16 protein-coding genes are annotated in these 18,428 nt (G+C 47.9%); 11 read left to right on the forward strand and 5 right to left on the reverse strand.

Annotated features, from left to right (window positions below; all coding sequences use genetic code 11):
- The first annotated feature begins 75 nt into the window (after positions 1 to 75).
- The gene (locus tag NQ546_RS16465) at positions 76 to 1,356 is read left to right on the forward strand and encodes an O-acetylhomoserine aminocarboxypropyltransferase/cysteine synthase family protein (protein WP_004288659.1); all 1,281 of its coding nucleotides are present in this window, start codon (positions 76 to 78) and stop codon (positions 1,354 to 1,356) included.
- 144 nt (positions 1,357 to 1,500) lie between these two features.
- On the opposite strand, the gene NQ546_RS16470 is transcribed toward NQ546_RS16465, so the two are convergent.
- Positions 1,501 to 4,002, reverse strand: a complete 2,502-nt coding sequence (locus NQ546_RS16470; protein WP_039952929.1) for a family 20 glycosylhydrolase — start codon at positions 4,000 to 4,002, stop codon at positions 1,501 to 1,503.
- Positions 4,003 to 4,177: 175 nt separating this feature from the next.
- Between NQ546_RS16470 and NQ546_RS16475 the strand changes: the two genes are divergently transcribed.
- The 4 genes from NQ546_RS16475 (at position 4,178) to NQ546_RS16490 (ending at position 10,498) form a co-directional block, all read left to right on the forward strand.
- Positions 4,178 to 6,466 (forward strand): NADP-dependent malic enzyme, encoded by a 2,289-nt coding sequence (locus NQ546_RS16475; RefSeq protein WP_004288657.1) that lies wholly within the window; start codon positions 4,178 to 4,180, stop codon positions 6,464 to 6,466.
- Positions 6,467 to 6,791: 325 nt separating this feature from the next.
- Positions 6,792 to 8,129, forward strand: a complete 1,338-nt coding sequence (locus NQ546_RS16480) for an NADP-specific glutamate dehydrogenase (RefSeq protein WP_004288653.1) — start codon at positions 6,792 to 6,794, stop codon at positions 8,127 to 8,129.
- A 114-nt stretch (positions 8,130 to 8,243) separates the two neighbouring features.
- Positions 8,244 to 9,212 (forward strand): alpha/beta hydrolase, encoded by a 969-nt coding sequence (locus NQ546_RS16485; protein ID WP_004288652.1) that lies wholly within the window; start codon positions 8,244 to 8,246, stop codon positions 9,210 to 9,212.
- Positions 9,213 to 9,238: 26 nt separating this feature from the next.
- The gene (locus tag NQ546_RS16490) at positions 9,239 to 10,498 is read left to right on the forward strand and encodes a CobW family GTP-binding protein (RefSeq protein ID WP_039952928.1); all 1,260 of its coding nucleotides are present in this window, start codon (positions 9,239 to 9,241) and stop codon (positions 10,496 to 10,498) included.
- Positions 10,499 to 10,507: 9 nt separating this feature from the next.
- Here NQ546_RS16490 and nadD read toward each other — a convergent pair whose 3' ends face one another.
- The 4 genes from nadD to NQ546_RS16510 form a co-directional block, all read right to left on the reverse strand.
- Positions 10,508 to 11,062 (reverse strand): nicotinate (nicotinamide) nucleotide adenylyltransferase, encoded by a 555-nt coding sequence (gene nadD, locus NQ546_RS16495; protein ID WP_004288648.1) that lies wholly within the window; start codon positions 11,060 to 11,062, stop codon positions 10,508 to 10,510.
- Between the two features lie 33 nt (positions 11,063 to 11,095).
- Positions 11,096 to 11,305 carry a hypothetical protein gene (locus NQ546_RS16500; RefSeq protein WP_004288647.1) on the reverse strand — a complete coding sequence of 70 codons (210 nt, stop codon included), beginning with the start codon at positions 11,303 to 11,305 and terminating at the stop codon, positions 11,096 to 11,098.
- Positions 11,302 to 11,865, reverse strand: coding sequence for a guanylate kinase (gene gmk / locus NQ546_RS16505; RefSeq protein ID WP_004288646.1), 564 nt, complete (start codon positions 11,863 to 11,865; stop codon positions 11,302 to 11,304). The genes NQ546_RS16500 and gmk overlap by 4 nt, the downstream gene beginning before the upstream one ends.
- Before the next feature lie 85 nt (positions 11,866 to 11,950).
- Complete coding sequence (locus NQ546_RS16510) at positions 11,951 to 12,829, reverse strand: YicC/YloC family endoribonuclease (protein WP_004288645.1); 879 nt, start codon at positions 12,827 to 12,829, stop codon at positions 11,951 to 11,953.
- Positions 12,830 to 12,920: 91 nt separating this feature from the next.
- Here NQ546_RS16510 and tsaB point away from each other — a divergent pair, with 91 nt between their 5' ends.
- From tsaB to NQ546_RS16540, 6 genes are all read left to right on the forward strand, one after another.
- Positions 12,921 to 13,613: a tRNA (adenosine(37)-N6)-threonylcarbamoyltransferase complex dimerization subunit type 1 TsaB gene (tsaB, locus tag NQ546_RS16515; RefSeq protein ID WP_004293852.1), complete on the forward strand. Its 693-nt coding sequence runs from the start codon at positions 12,921 to 12,923 to the stop codon at positions 13,611 to 13,613.
- 106 nt (positions 13,614 to 13,719) lie between these two features.
- Positions 13,720 to 14,340: a DUF4290 domain-containing protein gene (locus tag NQ546_RS16520; protein ID WP_004288643.1), complete on the forward strand. Its 621-nt coding sequence runs from the start codon at positions 13,720 to 13,722 to the stop codon at positions 14,338 to 14,340.
- 16 nt (positions 14,341 to 14,356) lie between these two features.
- Positions 14,357 to 15,661: a UDP-N-acetylglucosamine 1-carboxyvinyltransferase gene (gene murA, locus NQ546_RS16525; protein WP_004288642.1), complete on the forward strand. Its 1,305-nt coding sequence runs from the start codon at positions 14,357 to 14,359 to the stop codon at positions 15,659 to 15,661.
- Between the two features lie 36 nt (positions 15,662 to 15,697).
- On the forward strand, positions 15,698 to 16,234 hold the full coding sequence (gene rimM, locus NQ546_RS16530; protein ID WP_004288641.1) for a ribosome maturation factor RimM: 537 nt from the start codon (positions 15,698 to 15,700) through the stop codon (positions 16,232 to 16,234).
- Between the two features lie 79 nt (positions 16,235 to 16,313).
- Positions 16,314 to 17,183: a M23 family metallopeptidase gene (locus NQ546_RS16535; protein ID WP_004288640.1), complete on the forward strand. Its 870-nt coding sequence runs from the start codon at positions 16,314 to 16,316 to the stop codon at positions 17,181 to 17,183.
- A gap of 69 nt (positions 17,184 to 17,252) precedes the next feature.
- Entirely contained in the window at positions 17,253 to 18,410 is a 1,158-nt protein-coding gene (locus NQ546_RS16540; protein ID WP_004288639.1) for a 1-deoxy-D-xylulose-5-phosphate reductoisomerase, read from the forward strand.
- Positions 18,411 to 18,428 lie beyond the last annotated feature (18 nt).

Here is an 18,428-nt window from a genome sequence, read left to right on the forward strand (position 1 = left end):
ATTTATATTTTTTTCCCTACTTTTGCGACAACTTACGCGTTTTAAAGAAAAGAAACTCTAAAAACAGATAGCATTATGGCAAAGCAATTCAAGCCGGAGACACTGTGCGTACAGGCAGGGTGGACTCCTAAAAAGGGCGAACCTCGTGTACTCCCCATTTATCAAAGTACGACTTTCAAATACGACACCAGCGAACAAATGGCACGCCTGTTCGACCTTGAGGACAGCGGTTATTTCTACACCCGCCTGCAAAACCCCACGAACGATGCCGTTGCCGCCAAGATAGCCGCCCTTGAAGGAGGCGTAGCCGCCATGCTGACATCCAGCGGACAGGCAGCGAATTTCTATGCCATCTTCAACATCTGCCAGGCAGGCGACCACTTTGTATGTTCGTCCACCATTTACGGCGGAACGTTCAACCTGTTTGGCGTAACCATGAAGAAGCTGGGTGTCGACGTGACTTTTGTCAATCCGGATGCACCCGAAGAAGAAATCTCCGCCGCTTTCCGTCCGAACACCAAGGCACTGTTCGGCGAAACAATCTCCAACCCCACACTGGAGGTTCTCGACATTGAAAAGTTTGCCCGCATCGCCCACAAGCATGGCGTGCCCCTGATTGTGGACAACACTTTCCCCACTCCTATCAACTGCCGCCCGTTTGAATGGGGAGCCGACATCGTGGTGCATTCCACCACCAAATACATGGACGGACATGCCACCAGCGTAGGCGGCGCAATTGTGGACAGCGGCAATTTCGATTGGGATGCACACGCCGACAAGTTCCCCGGTCTCTGCACCCCGGATGAATCATATCATGGGCTGACCTATACAAAAGCCTTCGGCAAACTGGCCTATATCACGAAAGCTACGGCACAGTTGATGCGTGACCTCGGCAGTATCCAGTCCCCGCAGAATGCATTCTTGCTGAACCTCGGCCTGGAAACACTGCATTTGCGTATGCCGCAACACTGTGGCAATGCCCAGAAAGTTGCCGAGTACCTTTCCCGGAACGAAAAAGTGGCATGGGTGAACTATTGCGGGCTGCCCGACAATAAGTATTACGAACTGGCACAGAAATATATGCCCAACGGTTCGTGCGGCGTTATCTCTTTCGGACTGAAAGGCGGTCGTGAGGTATCAATCAAGTTCATGGATTCACTGAAGCTGGCAGCTATCGTAACCCATGTTGCCGACGCACGTACCTGTGTGCTCCATCCCGCCAGCCACACACACCGCCAGCTCTCGGACGAACAGTTGCTGGAAGCCGGTATCCGTCCCGACCTGATCCGCTTCTCGGTAGGTATTGAAAACGCGGAGGATATCATTGCAGATATAGAACAGGCGCTAAACGCATAAGCACCTTTTCACCTTGCGCTCAGAAGAAAGAAAAAAACAGATGGCCTGTTTTAGTAAAACACATCATCTGTTTTAGTAAAATGCATCATCTGTTTTAGTAAAACGCATCATGCGTTTAGCCCAAGCAGATGATGCGTTTTCATATTACTCTGTTTTCAACATTATCGGCAGGCTTTCTTTGCCTTGATAGAATGTTTTCGCCTTCACCACCGGCGCGTCACATTCCACCGGCATTTCCCATAAGGCAGATTGCATAGTCGGCTCGGAGCCATCCGTTGTATAGCGTATCCCGGCGCCTTGAATGGCTGCATTGGCATATAGTTTGCCATCCTTCACCAGCAGTCCCGGATGCGGCAAGCGGAAATTGATGCCGTTCTTTGCCCAATAGGGCATCTCTATTTCACTGATTTTCTCATAATACAATGCCAGAGCTTTGTCGAAAGCCTGCTGCTCCTGTGCGCCTTGCAGACCCTCCCATGCCGGGTAAGCGTTCCATCCACGTTCCGCCAGTCCCATGATTTTCGGGAAAAGAAGATATTCCACGCCGTCGAAGCTGCGGATAGTCTCAGCAAACAATTGGCCCTGCACGCCCAGAATATTCTTCTTGCCCACTGCCGTCAGAGCGGTTTTTCCTTTTCCGGTTTGCTCCAAGTCGACTGGATTTCCCGCCCTGTCGGTACGCAATGACCGGTAGATGCTGAAAGGAAGCATGGAGAAGGAGACAGCCTCATCCACATAACCTCCCCAGTCGAGCCCGCGCTCGTCAGGATGACCGTTGTAGGCCATATCCATATAGAAATTGCCTACATTGCAGAGAATCACCGGATAACCGTCGTTGGCAATCCGGTAGACCACCTCCTCATACCCCGGAACTGTGTTCCAGCAATACACACCTGCCGCCTGACTCTTCAACTGCCGGTGCGCCTCTTCGGTATGTCCCAAAGCCACTTCCTGCCAACCGCTGAACTTCAAACCGTTCTTTTGCATGATGTCCGCCATTTGTGTAATGAAATACTCGGCCAAATCCTGCGGCTTCGTCATCCCCTTCTCTTTCATCAGCGCCATGCACTTGGGTGATCCCAGCCATACCCCATGCGCCACTTCATCACCGCCAAGATGCACCGTAGACAGCGGTACGCCCGCTTCCTTATACATGGCTGCGAGTTCCCGAATCACTTTCTCCATAAAGCGGTAGGACGAAGGCAGAGCGACGTTTATCACATTGTCTGTGTAGTACTGGACGGACTCATAGCGGGAGGTGTCTTCCGGCTCGCTCAGCAGATATTCGGTGGCCTTTGCCATGTCCGTCTCCTTGTATTTATTATAACGCGCCTTCATGGAGACGATAGCCGCACGCGCATGTCCGGGCGATTCTATCTCCGGTATGACACGAATATGCCTTTCGGCGGCATAGCGCAACAGGCCGATGAAGTCCTCGCGGGAATAATGCCCGTTTCCAACGGTGGCAGCATCAGGATCGCATCCGCCGTCGTAGCATGGATAGAGGCACCGGCTTTCGTCAACGGTATGTCCGCGACGGCTTCCCACCGCGGTCAGCTCCTCCAAACCGGGAATGTCCAGACGCCACGCTTCGTCATCGGCAAAATGGAAGTGCAGCACGTTCATTTTGTAGGAAGCGAAAATGTCTATCAGTTTTTTAAGGTTGTCTACGGTGGTGAAATTACGGGCAATGTCTATCATCTGTCCGCGATACAAGAGGTCGGGGTAATCTTCCACAGACATAGCTTCCAGCCGGTAAGGCACCGCCTTGCCTTTCAGTATTGACAGCAAAGTCTGTGTACCGTTGAAAATGCCATGCGGAGTAGCGGCGGTAATCTTTATCAGGGAATCTCCTATAACCAAATTATAATATTCAGCGTTCACTGCCTTCGCCTTGTCGGACAGTTCTTCCAAAACAATCGTTACTGGAGCCTCATCTGCCACTTCCAAACCGTACAAAGCGGCCAGCTTCTCTTTCAGCAGCTTTGCTTCGCCGGCATATTCGTCCGGATAGGTCAAAGCCACCTTAGCATCCAGCACGACATGCCCTCCGGCAGGTGTCACTTTCTTTACCGACGGCAGCCTGTCCCACTGCCTCAAAGCCGGCACACTGTCCAGACGGAGGTTCGATGCGTATATTTTGGCGGCATCCGGATAACCGGGAAGCGCTTCCGGTGAGGGCAACGGCAGCACGTCCAACGCTACGGGAAGCGGCTTGCCTTCCTTGCCGTCCGTCGTAGCCACCCAATAAGTACCTTCAGGCGCATGCGAGTTCCGATCCAATTTATAAGAACAAAGGAAAGTGATGCGCATGGAGTCACCGGGAGCCAACGGCACAAAATCGTCCGTAGGATACATTTTAAAGAAGTTTCCGTTCACCGCCTCCACCCTGACGGCGGGAGTTCCTTCCTGCTTCACATAGCGGGGAAGCTGTGAGTAATAGATTGCCCAGTCTTTGAAAAGAGGAGCACCGGAGATATTCTTAAGAACAAAGGAGTTCTCATAATACCCGGGGTCAATGTCACTCGCACCCATTTCCCAAGTCAGGGAAACCGGTGCTTCCGGTTTGTCACCTGTTCCGCATCCTGCCCAAAACGGCATTGTGCAAAACAATAATCCTGCAAGAGGACGTCTGAAAATTTTCATAAAACACTTGTGTTAAGTTAGTAAATTGGGGGTAATACTTAAATATACTGCCAAAAATAAGCATTTTTAGTTTATTTACTAATAAATTCAATAGAAATTATTAGTCGCAGGCTACGATTTAGAACTTTTATCTCTAAATTTGCGACCAATTTATAACCATTTTAACTAATCTATCATGGCTAAGATAACCAAAGAAGCCGCTTTGCTCTATCACTCGCAAGGCAAACCAGGAAAAATTGAGGTAGTGCCAACCAAGCCCTACAGTACGCAAACCGACCTTTCACTCGCTTATTCCCCGGGCGTGGCAGAGCCATGTCTTGAAATAGAAAAGAACCCGCAGGACGCATACAAATATACAGCCAAAGGCAATCTGGTGGCTGTAATCTCCAACGGAACCGCCGTTCTCGGACTGGGCGATATAGGCGCAATGGCAGGCAAACCCGTAATGGAAGGCAAAGGACTGCTGTTCAAAATCTATGGCGGCATTGACGTGTTCGACATCGAAGTGAATGAAAAAGATCCCGACAAATTTATCGAGGCTGTAAAAGCCATCGCCCCCACTTTCGGCGGTATCAACCTGGAAGATATCAAAGCTCCCGAATGTTTTGAGATAGAACGCCGCCTGAAAGAGGAGCTCGACATCCCCGTAATGCACGACGACCAGCATGGTACGGCCATCATCTCCAGCGCCGGACTGCTGAACGCCCTGGAAGTGGCAGGCAAGAAGATAGAGGATGTGAAGATCGTTGTGAACGGCGCCGGGGCGGCAGCCATCTCCTGCACCAAGCTCTATGAAGCATTGGGTGCCACCCACGAAAATATCATCATGCTCGACTCCAAAGGCGTCATCACCAGCGACCGCCAAGGACTGAACGAAACCAAACGGTACTTTGCCACCGATCGCCGCGACATCCACACACTGGAAGAAGCCGTACGGGGCGCCGACGTATTCCTCGGACTTTCCAAAGGCAACGTGCTGACACAAGATATGGTGCGCAGCATGGCGGCTCACCCCATCGTGTTCGCCCTTGCCAACCCCGTACCCGAAATCTCTTACGAAGATGCTATGGAAGCGCGCCCAGACGTACTGATGTCAACCGGACGCTCGGATTATCCGAACCAAATCAATAACGTAATCGGTTTCCCCTATATCTTCCGCGGCGCTCTGGACGTAGCTGCCACCGCCATCAACGAAGAAATGAAATTGGCAGCCGTACGCGCCATTGCTTCACTTGCCAAACAGCCCGTACCCGATGTGGTGAACGAAGCATACCACGTCAACAACTTCAGCTTCGGTCCCGACTACTTCATCCCGAAGCCCGTTGACCCGCGCCTCATCACCGAAGTCTCCATGGCAGTGGCCAAAGCAGCCATGGAAAGCGGCGTGGCACGCAAACAAATCACCGACTGGGAAGCCTATCGGCAGCATCTGAAAGAACTGATGGGACAGGAAAGCAAACTGACCCGCCAGCTCTACGACACCGCCCGCCGCAATCCGCAGCGCGTGGTCTTCGCCGAAGGAATCCACCCCACGATGCTGAAAGCCGCCGTTGAAGCCAAAGCCGAAGGAATCTGCCATCCTATTATATTAGGAAATGACGAGGCCATCGAGAAACTGGCAAAACAACTCGACCTCAACCTCGAAGGCATCGAAATCGTAAACCTGCGCCACCCCAACGAAGCGGAACGCCGCGAACGCTATGCACGCATCCTCTCCGAAAAACGCGCCCGCGAAGGCGTTACCTATGAAGAGGCCAACGACAAGATGTTCGAACGCAACTATTTCGGCATGATGATGGTGGAAACCGGCGAAGCCGACGCATTCATCACCGGATTGTACACCAAATACAGCAATACCATCAAGGTGGCCAAAGAAGTCATCGGCATCCGCCCTGAGTACAAGCACTTCGGCACGATGCACATCCTCAACTCCAAGAAAGGTACGTACTTCCTTGCCGATACGCTCATCAACCGCCATCCCAATGCAGAAACACTGATTGACATTGCCAAGCTGGCGGAACATACCGTACGCTTCTTCAACCATACGCCTGTCATGGCCATGCTGAGCTACTCCAATTTCGGTGCAGACAAGGAGGGAAGCCCCGTAAGCGTGCACGAAGCCGTAGAATACATGCAGCAAAATTATCCCGAACTTGCCATAGACGGCGAAATGCAGGTAAACTTTGCCATGAACCGCACGCTGCGCGATGCCAAATATCCGTTTACCCGCCTGAAAGGAAAGGACGTAAATACACTTGTTTTCCCGAACCTGAGTTCCGCAAACTCCGCTTACAAATTGCTGCAAGCAATGAATACGGATGCCGAACTTATCGGTCCGATACAGATGGGATTGAACAAGCCTATCCACTTCACCGACTTTGAAAGCTCCGTACGCGATATAGTAAACATCACTGCAGTGGCAGTCATCGACGCCATCGTAGACAAAAAGAAAGCCGGTAAATGAAAAGACAATTATCCAAATTCCAAATAGTTTGTATTACGCTCCTTTGGGCGGCACTTTGTTACATAGTTCTGACATCTGCCGAACGAATTGACGGTCCGATCATTCTGACGCTTGTCATTTCGGCGGCATTAGTGTTCATTCCTGTAATAAAAGCGCTCAAAAGAGGATAAATAATATCTTTTTATTCCTTTTTACGGGATAAAACAACAAAAATGTTGTTTTATCCCGTATTTTATTTATAAAATGTTTGTTTGTTCCATTTTTATGTTTACTTTTGCAACCGCAATAAAGCAATGAGATAAGTAACCAATAAAAGCAATAGATTATGAATGCAGCAAAGGTATTAGAAGATCTGAAAAGACGGTTCCCCAACGAACCGGAGTATCATCAAGCAGTAGAAGAAGTTCTTGCTACCATTGAAGAAGAGTACAACAAACATCCGGAGTTTGACAAAGCTAATCTGATTGAGCGTCTTTGCATCCCCGATCGCGTTTACCAATTCCGAGTTACCTGGGTGGATGATAAGGGCAACGTACAAACCAACATGGGTTATCGCGTACAGCACAACAACGCCATTGGCCCGTACAAAGGCGGCGTTCGTTTCCATGCTTCTGTAAACCTGTCCATTCTGAAATTCCTTGCCTTTGAGCAGACTTTCAAAAACTCACTGACCACACTTCCTATGGGTGGCGGTAAAGGCGGTTCGGACTTCTCTCCGCGCGGCAAGTCCAATTCTGAAGTTATGCGTTTCGTACAGGCTTTCATGCTGGAATTGTGGCGCCACATCGGTCCGGAAACCGACGTTCCTGCCGGTGACATCGGTGTGGGTGGTCGTGAAGTAGGATTCATGTTCGGCATGTACAAGAAACTGGCTCAGGAATTTACCGGAACATTTACAGGCAAAGGCCGCGAATTCGGTGGTTCGCTGATCCGTCCGGAAGCTACCGGCTATGGTAACATCTACTTCCTGCTGGAAATGTTGAAGACCAAAGGCACAGACTTGAAAGGCAAGACTTGCCTGATTTCAGGTTCCGGCAACGTAGCTCAATATACAGCGGAAAAAGTGTTGGAAATGGGTGGTAAAGTTCTAACCATGTCCGATTCCGACGGTTACGTATATGATCCCGCAGGTATCGACCGCGAAAAACTGGACTACATCATGGAACTTAAAAACCTCTATCGTGGACGTATCCGCGAATATGCCGAGCAATATCCGGGCGTTAAGTATGTAGAAGGAGCTAAACCTTGGGGTGAGAAAGCCGACATTGCTTTGCCTTCTGCAACTCAAAACGAATTGAACGGCGACCATGCCCGTCAATTGGTGGCCAATGGCTGTATAGCTGTGAGCGAAGGTGCCAACATGCCTTCTACTCCGGAAGCCATCAAAGTATTTCAGGATGCCAAAATCCTGTACGCTCCGGGCAAGGCAGCCAATGCGGGCGGTGTATCTGTATCAGGCCTCGAAATGACTCAGAATTCTATCAAACTGAGCTGGAGTAGCGAAGAAGTAGACGAAAAATTGAAGAGCATCATGAAGAACATCCACGCTGCTTGCGTACAATACGGTACGGAAGAAGACGGTTATGTAAACTACGTGAAGGGTGCTAACGTGGCCGGATTCATGAAGGTAGCCAAAGCCATGATGGCACAAGGCATCCTGTAACGACAGACAGCCATAGCATAATAAAAAATAGAGGTGGGAAGCACACAATGTTTCCCGCCTCTATTTTTTTATTTAATAATATTGCCTACATTTGAAACTGCAAAAAGAAATCATATGAAACAACTGTTTTTACTCCTATTCGGTTTAGCCTTGTTTGTCCTTCCTTATTGCCAGGCACAACCCCTCACATCCGAAGAGCATCCCGTAACATTAAACACCGCCAGCGGTAGTATCAATGGGAAACTTCTTCTACCGGCACATGCAAAATCCTGTCATGTAGTAGTGCTCATTGCCGGTTCCGGCCCCACCGACATGGACGGCAATAACCCCATGATGAAAAATAATTCACTGAAGTTCCTCGCAGAAGGACTGGCATTGAAAGGCATAGCCTCACTACGTTTTGACAAGCGTGGCATAGCCAGCAGCGCCTCTGCCGGTAAGGAAGAGTCCAAACTCCGCTTGGAAGATTACGTAAACGACGTTACGGGGTGGATAGACCTTCTTGCCAAAGACAAACGTTTCACCGGTATAACAGTGGCAGGGCATAGTGAAGGATCACTTATCGGAATGTTAACCTGCCGGAAACGGCCTGAAGTAAAAGGCTTTATTTCCATTGCCGGTGCAGGAAGCCCCGCATACGACCTGATAGAAAAGCAGGTGGCCGCCCAAATGACACCGGAATCTATACGGAAAGAAGTGGCAAGCATCAATGAGTCCCTGAAAAACGGGAAAGAAGTGGCACAGGTTCCCGCTTATCTGCAAACATTGTTTCGCCCTTCCGTACAGCCCTATCTCATTTCATGGTACAAATACAACCCACAGACCGTCATTGCTTCCCTAAAGATGCCCATACTGATTCTTCAAGGGAAAAAAGACATTCAAGTACAGGAAGAAGAAGCGGCGCGGCTGAAAAAAGCATCTCCCCAAGCCGAACTGATACTGATAGACAAAATGAACCATGTATTGAAAGATTGCGAAAGCATCAATCCGCAACAACAAATGGCTGTATATAATAATCCGTCATTACCCGTTAACGCCGCTTTGATAAACGCAATAGCTGAATTCATCAAGAAAAACAAATAACAACCAGATAGAGATTCAAAATCAATATGACAACAAAAGAAATTCCCGTACTGCTTCTCACCGGTTATCTGGGAAGTGGCAAAACAACTTTAGTAAACCATATCCTTAGCAATAAACAAGGGATCAAGTTTGCCGTCATTGTCAACGACATAGGCGAAGTGAACATTGATGCAGACCTTATTCAGAAAGGCGGTATCGTTGGCAAAAAAGATGAAAGCCTTGTCGCACTTCAAAACGGATGCATCTGCTGCACCCTGAAGATGGATTTGATAGAACAAATAGGCGAAATCCTGCGAATGGAGCGTTTCGACTATATCGTCATTGAAGCCAGCGGCATTTGCGAACCGGAACCTATCGCCCAGACCATCTGTTCCATACCCCGAATGGGCGGCATGTACACCAAATACGGCGTCTGCCGCTTGGACTGCATCACTACCGTAGTGGATGCCTTGCGCCTGCAAAGTGAATTTTCTTGCGGCAACGATCTTACCCGAAAAGGAATTGATGACGAGGACATCGAGAATCTTATCATCCAGCAGATTGAATTCTGTAATATCATCCTGCTGAACAAGGTAGCGGAAGTCAAGCCCGAAGAAGTGAAACGCATCAGGCAAATCATACACACCTTGCAACCCGGAGCCGAAATAATCGAATGTAATTATGCGGACGTAGACTTGAAAAAAATCATCCATACAGAAATGTTCAACTTCGAACATGTAGCCACCTCAGCCGGCTGGATCCGCGGAATAGAAAGCCAAGTTACCGAAGAGGAGGAGAAAGAAGCTCATAGGCATCACAACCATAAGGAAGATGAGCATCAGCACGAAGAACATGAACATCAGCATGAAGAACATGAACATCAGCATGAAGGACATAGCCATCATCACCATCATCATCATGAAGAGGGCGAAGCTGAAGAATATGGTATCAGCACTTTTGTCTATTACCGCCGCCCGGCTTTCGACATTCACAAGTTCGACCATTTTATCGCTACCCAATGGAGCCGTCATATTATTCGCACCAAAGGCGTATGTTATTTCAGCCATAACCGCGACATGTCCTACCTCTTCGAACAAGCAGGCACTCAGAAGCAACTGACTGAAGCCGGACTATGGTATGCCACCGCCTCCGAAGAAGATCTGATTGAGTTGATGCGTCAGGAACCGGGATTATTACGCGACTGGGATGAAAAGTACGGAGACCGTATGCAGAAGATTGTCTTCATTGGCCAGCATATGGACAAGGAGCAGATCATACGCGATCTTGACGAATGTCTGGAAGAGTGACAATAAAACTCATCTTAATGCCTCATAAACAGCCGGGTGCAGGAAATAACGCACATCCCTGCCCTCTTCCATTGCTTGGCGGATAAAGGTAGAGCTGATTTCGAAGGTAGGCGAAGAAGCCAATTTCACATTTTGAGGTAAAGTTTCTTCGTCTACCACACAACCCGGACGGGGATAAATGAGGATTGGATTTTCTGCAAGAATACGTTCCGACTGATACCAGCGGGGAAAAAGCGCCCAGTTATCAGCTCCTATAATAAGATGGAAAGTATCTTGCGGATAGGCCTCTTTCAGTTTATCAAGTGTGTGAACAGTATAAGACGGACGCGGCAAATGAAACTCAAAGTCGGAAGCCCGGAATTTAGGATACCCCGCAATGGCAAGCCGCACCAGCTTCAATCGCAAAGCATCGTCCATCAACAAGGTTTCCTCTTTCAGCGGATTATGCGGCGTCACCATGAACCATATCTCATCCAGACCTTCGTATTCACAAAGATAATTGGCAAGAGCCAAATGCCCGATATGTACCGGGTTGAACGAACCGCTAAAGATACCTATATCCACTTGACAAACTTATAAATTAAAAGTTAAGAGATATCAGAGTTGCCCTTTCAGGCGTTTCCAGCACCCATAAATATTGATGCCGCTTATGAGCATAACGATAAACATGGCTACCGCCGGAATATACTCTTTCAAATCAATATTCAATACCGCCAAAACAATAGCACCCAAAAACAAGACTATATTCAAAACCAGCAGGAACTTATTGGCTCCCGGTGATAAACTTCTGCGTCTTGTCTGTTTCATTGGTTCAAGAATTGAGTTATCACCTTCAAAGCAGTTGCTTTGGCAGTCTCCAAATCATCATTCACAATTACGGCATCGAATTTCGGAGCGAAACTTAGTTCGTATTCGGCTTTCGCTATACGGCTTTCAATTACTTCGGGAGTATCGGTGCCACGCCCCACAAGGCGCTTACGCAATTCTTCCACCGAAGGCGGCTGTATGAAAACGGACAAAGCACGCTCGCCATAGAACTTCTTGATGTTACAACCGCCAACTACATCTACATCAAACACAACATTCTGTCCGGCAGCCAACTGCTTTTCCACCTGCGCTTTCAACGTTCCGTAGAAACGGTCTTGATACACTTCTTCATATTCCAAAAACTCATCATTCGCTATGCGGCTCCGGAATTCATCGGGAGAAAGAAAAAAGTATTCCACACCATTCTGCTCTGTACCACGCGGCGGACGACTGGTGGCGGAGATAGAGAAAGCCAAATTCAACTCCTGCGTCAGCAGATAGTTAATGATAGTGGACTTTCCCGAACCGGAAGGGGCGGAGAATATAATCAGTTTACCCATTTATGGTATTTATTATTTGACAATTTACTATTTAATGCTCTTACCAATAACAACATACTTTCGTGTAACATGCAGAAGCTTCCCTTTACATTACATTCAAGACCTGTTCCTTAATTTGCTCCAGCTCATCCTTCATCTGCACTACAATCTTCTGCATCTCGGCATGATTGGACTTGCTACCCAAAGTATTGATTTCGCGTCCCATTTCCTGTGCGATAAAGCCCAGTTTCTTACCTTGTCCGCTACCGCTTTCGAGCGTGCTGATAAAGTATTTCAGATGATTGGAAAGACGTTGTTTCTCTTCATTGATGTCCAGTTTCTCAATATAGTAAATAAGCTCCTGCTCCAAGCGGTTCTTATCATAATCCACACTCAAAGTTTTTTCAAGGGCATCAGTAATGCGTTCTTTAACCTTGCCCACCCGTTCCTGCTCGTACGGAGCAACAGTTTCGAGCAAATGGGCGATATTGGCTATTTTCTCACGGAACTTCTTCTCCAGCGCAGCACCTTCCTGCTTACGGAAATCAACCAGATGATTGATAGCTTCCATCACCGCCACATGAACCACTTCCCACTCTTCAGCGCTCAGTTCCTGAGTTTCATTCTTTGTCATCACATCCGGCATACGGAGCAGAGTAGCAAACCAGTCGGCTGGTTCGGGAATACCGGCAGCAGCCGAAATCTCTTTAATCCGTTTATAGTAAGCCTCCACCAAGTCCTGATTGATAGGGGTAGCCATTTGTTCTGCATCTTTCTTTTCAATCCAAAGGCTGAAATCGACTTTGCCACGCTCCAGCATCTTGGATATTTCATTACGGATTTGCATTTCCTTCTCCCTGTAAAGAGGAGCGATACGTGCAGACAAATCCATTGCCTTACTGTTGAGTGACTTAATCTCAACATTGATTTTCTTATCGGACAACTCGGCTGTTGCTTTGCCGTAGCCCGTCATAGATTGTATCATAATGTTATAGTTTTGCGCAAAATTACACGATTATTTTAATTACTGAAAATAATCACGTAAATTTGCCACAATAAAATTCAGAATAGAAGCTATGTCATGTATCTTGCATATTGAAACGTCCACTTCGGCTTGCTCCGTAGCTGTGAGTGAGGACGGGCAGAATGTTTTCAAAAAAGAAGACCTGAACGGTCCTTCACACGCAGTTTCATTGGGTGTATTCGTGGACGAAGCGTTGTCATTTGCCGACAGCCACGCCATGCCGCTGGATGCTGTTGCTGTGAGTTGCGGTCCCGGCTCGTACACAGGATTACGCATCGGTGTATCCATGGCCAAAGGCATCTGCTACGGCCGCAACCTGCCCCTTATCGGGCTTCCCACCCTGAAAGTACAATGCGTACCTGTATTGCTTTACCACGAAGAGCTACCGGAGGATGCACTGCTGTGCCCGATGATTGATGCCCGGCGCATGGAAGTGTATGCCGCCGTTTATGACCGCGCCCTGAAGCCCGTACGCGATATTGCAGCAGACATTGTGGACGAAAACTCATACCGGGAGTTTCTGGACAGCCATCCCGTCTACTTCTTTGGTGACGGCGCAGCCAAATGCAAGGAAAAGATTGTACATCCCAATGCACATTTCATCGACGGTATCCGTCCGCTGGCAAGCATGATGTTTCCGCTGGCAGAAAAGGCAATAGCCGAAGAGGACTTCAAGGACGTCGCTTATTTCGAACCATTCTATTTGAAAGAGTTCGTGGCAAGCCAACCGAAAAAACTTATTTAGTGATGGGTGTTTAGTGATTAGCGGACTGCGCAATTATGCCGCATGGCATTAATCACTAAACATTAATCACTAAACATTAATCACTAATCGCTAAAACTAAAAGATTATGCAATATAACACTCAACAAAAACGGATGCCTTTACCAGAATATGGCCGCAGCATCCAAAATATGGTAGACCATGCCCTGACAATCGAGGACCGTTCCGAACGCCAACGTTGCGCAAACACAATCATCAACATCATGGGAAATATGTTTCCTCATTTGCGTGATGTACCCGACTTCAAACATAAACTTTGGGATCATCTTGCCATCATGTCCGATTTTAAGTTGGACATCGACTATCCATACGAAATTATCCGCAAAGACAATCTGATAACCAAACCGGAAGTAGTTCCTTACCCCAGCACTAAAATCCGTTACCGCCATTACGGCCGTACTTTGGAAGTGCTGATCAAGAAAGCAATCGACTTCCCCGAAGGAGAAGAAAAACAGAATCTCGTTGCACTGATATGCAACCACATGAAGAAAGATTACATGTCTTGGAACAAAGACACTGTCGATGACCGCAAAATAGCAGATGACCTCGCAGAACTGTCGGACGGCAAGCTGCAAATCACCGATAGTATTCTTCGCCTGATGGCCGAACGGATCGAACAGAATTACCGTCCGAAGATGAACAATCAGAACAACAGGAACAACAACAGAAACAATAAAAGAAAGTACTAAAATCTAAAATCATACCATGGCATCATTTGTTATAGAAGGCGGACACAGCCTCTCCGGTGACATTTATCCTCAAGGGGCAAAGAACGAGGTGTTGCAGATAATCTGCGCCACGCTGCTCACTGCCGAAGAAGTGACTGTACACAACATACCGGATATACTGGACGTGAACAACCTGATTCAATTGATGCGGGATATGGGAGTGAACGTTTCAAAGAAAGATATCGATACATATAGCTTTCAGGCTGCCAATGTAGATTTGACCTATCTGGAAAGCGATGAATTCCTGAAACGGTGCTCCAGCCTGCGCGGTTCGGTTATGCTGGTAGGACCAATGGTAGCACGTTTCGGCAAGGCTATGATTTCCAAGCCGGGCGGAGACAAGATAGGTCGCCGCCGCCTGGATACGCATTTCATCGGTATACAGAATTTGGGAGCAGACTTCGCGTATAACGAAAAGCGGGAAGTCTACGAAATATCCGCCCGACAGTTACAGGGCACTTATATGCTGCTGGATGAAGCATCTGTAACGGGAACGGCCAATATCCTAATGGCAGCTGTACTGGCAAAAGGGAAAACCACCATTTACAATGCCGCATGCGAACCCTATATACAGCAATTATGCCGGATGCTGAACCGCATGGGAGCCCGGATAGAGGGCATCGCCTCCAATCTGCTCACCATTGAAGGTGTGGATGAGCTGCATGGAACAGAGCATACTATCCTTCCGGACATGATTGAAGTAGGAAGTTTCATCGGCATGGCAGCCATGACGAAAAGCGAACTCACCATCAAGAATGTCTCACACGAAAATCTGGGTATTATCCCCGACAGCTTCCGACGCCTGGGCATCAAAATGGAGCAGCGCGGTGACGACATTCACGTTCCTGCACAGGAAACCTACCAGATAGAGTCTTTCATTGACGGTTCCATTATGACAATTGCCGATGCCCCATGGCCCGGACTCACTCCGGACCTGCTGAGTGTGTTGCTTGTGGTTGCCACACAAGCAAAAGGCAGTGTGCTGATACATCAAAAAATGTTCGAAAGCCGCCTGTTTTTTGTGGACAAGCTGATAGACATGGGGGCACAAATCATCCTATGCGATCCTCACCGGGCCGTAGTGATCGGGCACAATCATGGTTTCAGACTGCGTGGCGGAAACATGACATCTCCGGACATTCGTGCCGGCATCGCCTTACTGATAGCCGCCATGAGTGCCGACGGAATCAGCCGTATACACAATATCGAACAGATAGACCGCGGATACCAGGATATAGAAAGGCGGTTGAATTCGCTCGGAGCAAGAATAACAAGAATATGATGACAAGGTGATTAAGTGGTAAGCTGATAGAACGATATGATACGAAAAGAAGAAGTTTATAAGATAGGTATATTCAACAAGCCTCATGGTATTCATGGAGAATTGTCATTCACCTTTACGGATGACATTTTCGACCGCGTGGAAGCTGAATATCTCATTTGCTTGTTGGACGGGATATTTGTACCGTTCTTTATAGAAGAATATCGTTTTCGGTCGGACACTACGGCTCTCGTCAAACTTGAAGGAGTAGATACAGCCGAACGTGCACGCATGTTCACCAACATTGAGGTTTATTTTCCGGTGAAGCATGCGGAAGAAGCCGGACCGGGAGAGCTTAGTTGGGATTTCTTCGTAGGGTTCCGCATGGAAGAAATTCATTACGGCAAGTTAGGCGAAGTGACGGACGTGGATACCGCTACCCTGAATACACTGTTCGTGGTAGATTATAAAGGAGAAGAGCTACTGATTCCGGCACAGGAAGATTTTATTATAGATATTGACCGGAAGCATAAAGTCATTACGATGGACCTGCCGGAAGGGTTATTGGCTTTGGACGATATGGAAGAGGTGTAGAACAGGTGTGCAATAAAGCAATAAAAAGTCGGTAAGGCAATAAGATTCAATTTACAAATAGCAAAACAAAAGTATATAAGTGACAGCAAATAAGAAGAAAAAAAGAAGAAAGGCTTTTTGGAGTAATATCAAGTTCAAGTACAGACTGACCATTACGAATGAGAATACCCTTGAGGATATTATCACGTTGCGTGTGTCCAAACTGAACGGGCTCTCCGTTTTGCTTTCCGTACTGACGATACTCTTTCTGGTTGCTTCCCTGATTGTTGCTTTTACCCCATTGCGCAACTATCTGCCCGGATACATGAACAGTGAAATTCGTGCGCAGGTTGTGGAGAATGCCTTGCGTGTAGATTCTCTCCAGCAGTTGGTAGACAGGCAGAACCTGTACATAATGAATATCCAAGATATTTTCCAAGGTAAAATAAAAGCCGATACCATCCACTCCATCGACTCGCTGACCACTGTGCGTGAAGACTCACTCATGGAGCGGACGCAACGCGAAGCGGAATTCCGTAAGCAATACGAAGAAACGGAAAAATACAACCTGACAAGTATCACCTCCCGCCCCGATGTGGACGGATTGATATTCTACCGCCCCACCCGCGGCATGATTTCATCTCCTTTCAATGCAGAAAAGAAGCATTTCGGAACAGATATAGCCGCCAATCCGGGTGAAAGTGTATTGGCAACTTTGGACGGGACAGTCATCCTAAGTACCTATACAGCCGAAACCGGCTATTTGATAGAAGTACAGCACAATCAGGATTTTGTGTCTGTCTACAAGCATTGCGGTTCCCTCCTGAAACGTGAAGGCGATATCGTAAAAGGCGGAGAAGCCATTGCATTAGTAGGGAACACCGGACAACAGACCACCGGACCTCATCTGCACTTCGAGCTATGGCATAAAGGAAGAGCTGTGAATCCGGAACTTTATATTGTATTTTGAGAGTGAAATATTTAGGTATAAAGTATGAAGTATAAGATATAAAATCTGAAATCATAAATTATAAAGCTGATGAAGAAACAAATTGCCATACTTGGCTCTACCGGTTCTATCGGTACGCAGGCATTGCAAGTCATAGAGGAACATCCTGACCGGTACGAAGCCTACGTGCTGACAGCCAACAACCGGGTGGATGATCTGATTGCCCAGGCCCGTAAGTTCAAGCCTGAAGCAGTGGTAATAGCAAACGAAACCAAATATCAACAACTGAAAGACGCTCTTGCCGACCTGCCTATCAAAGTATATGCCGGCGAGGAAGCCTTGTGCCAGATTGTAGCGGAAACTCCCATTGACATAGTGTTGACCGCCATGGTGGGTTATGCCGGACTGAAACCGACCATGAACGCCATCCGCGCACGTAAAGTAATAGCCCTTGCCAACAAAGAGACATTGGTCGTGGCAGGCGAACTCATCAATGACCTGGCACGTTTCAGCGGTACTCCAATCCTGCCGGTAGACTCCGAGCACTCTGCTGTGTTCCAGTGTTTGACCGGAGAGGCAGACAACCCTATCGAAAAAGTTATACTGACAGCTTCCGGCGGCCCGTTCCGCACCTGCACAATGGAGCAGCTTGCCACCGTAACCAAAGCACAGGCCCTGAAACATCCCAACTGGGATATGGGAGCCAAAATCACCATAGACTCCGCTTCCATGATGAACAAAGGTTTCGAAGTGATTGAAGCCAAATGGCTGTTCGGTGTACGTCCCGATCAAATAGAAGTAGTGGTACATCCGCAATCAGTCATTCACTCAATGGTACAGTTTGAGGACGGAGCAGTGAAGGCACAGTTGGGGATGCCGGATATGCGCCTGCCCATCCAATACGCTTTCTCATATCCCGAACGCCTGAAAGCATCTTTCCCGCGGCTGGACTTCAAGCTCTGCACAGACTTGACATTTGAGCAACCGGATACAAAACGTTTCCGTAACCTGGCACTGGCATACGAAGCGTTGCATCGCGCAGGCAACATGCCATGCATCGTCAATGCCGCCAATGAAATAGTGGTAGCCGCTTTCTTGCGTGACGAAATATCCTTCCTTGGCATGAGTGATGTCATTGAAAAGACAATGGCACACGTATCCTTCATACAAAAGCCTACCTACGAAGACTATGTAGCAACGGATGCGGAAGCCCGGCGGATAGCAAAAGAACTGATAAATGGAAATTGATAGTTAAACAATAAATTG

Origin of the sequence: Bacteroides eggerthii (genome assembly GCF_025146565.1) — a bacterium.
Taxonomy (GTDB): Bacteria; Bacteroidota; Bacteroidia; order Bacteroidales; family Bacteroidaceae; genus Bacteroides; species Bacteroides eggerthii.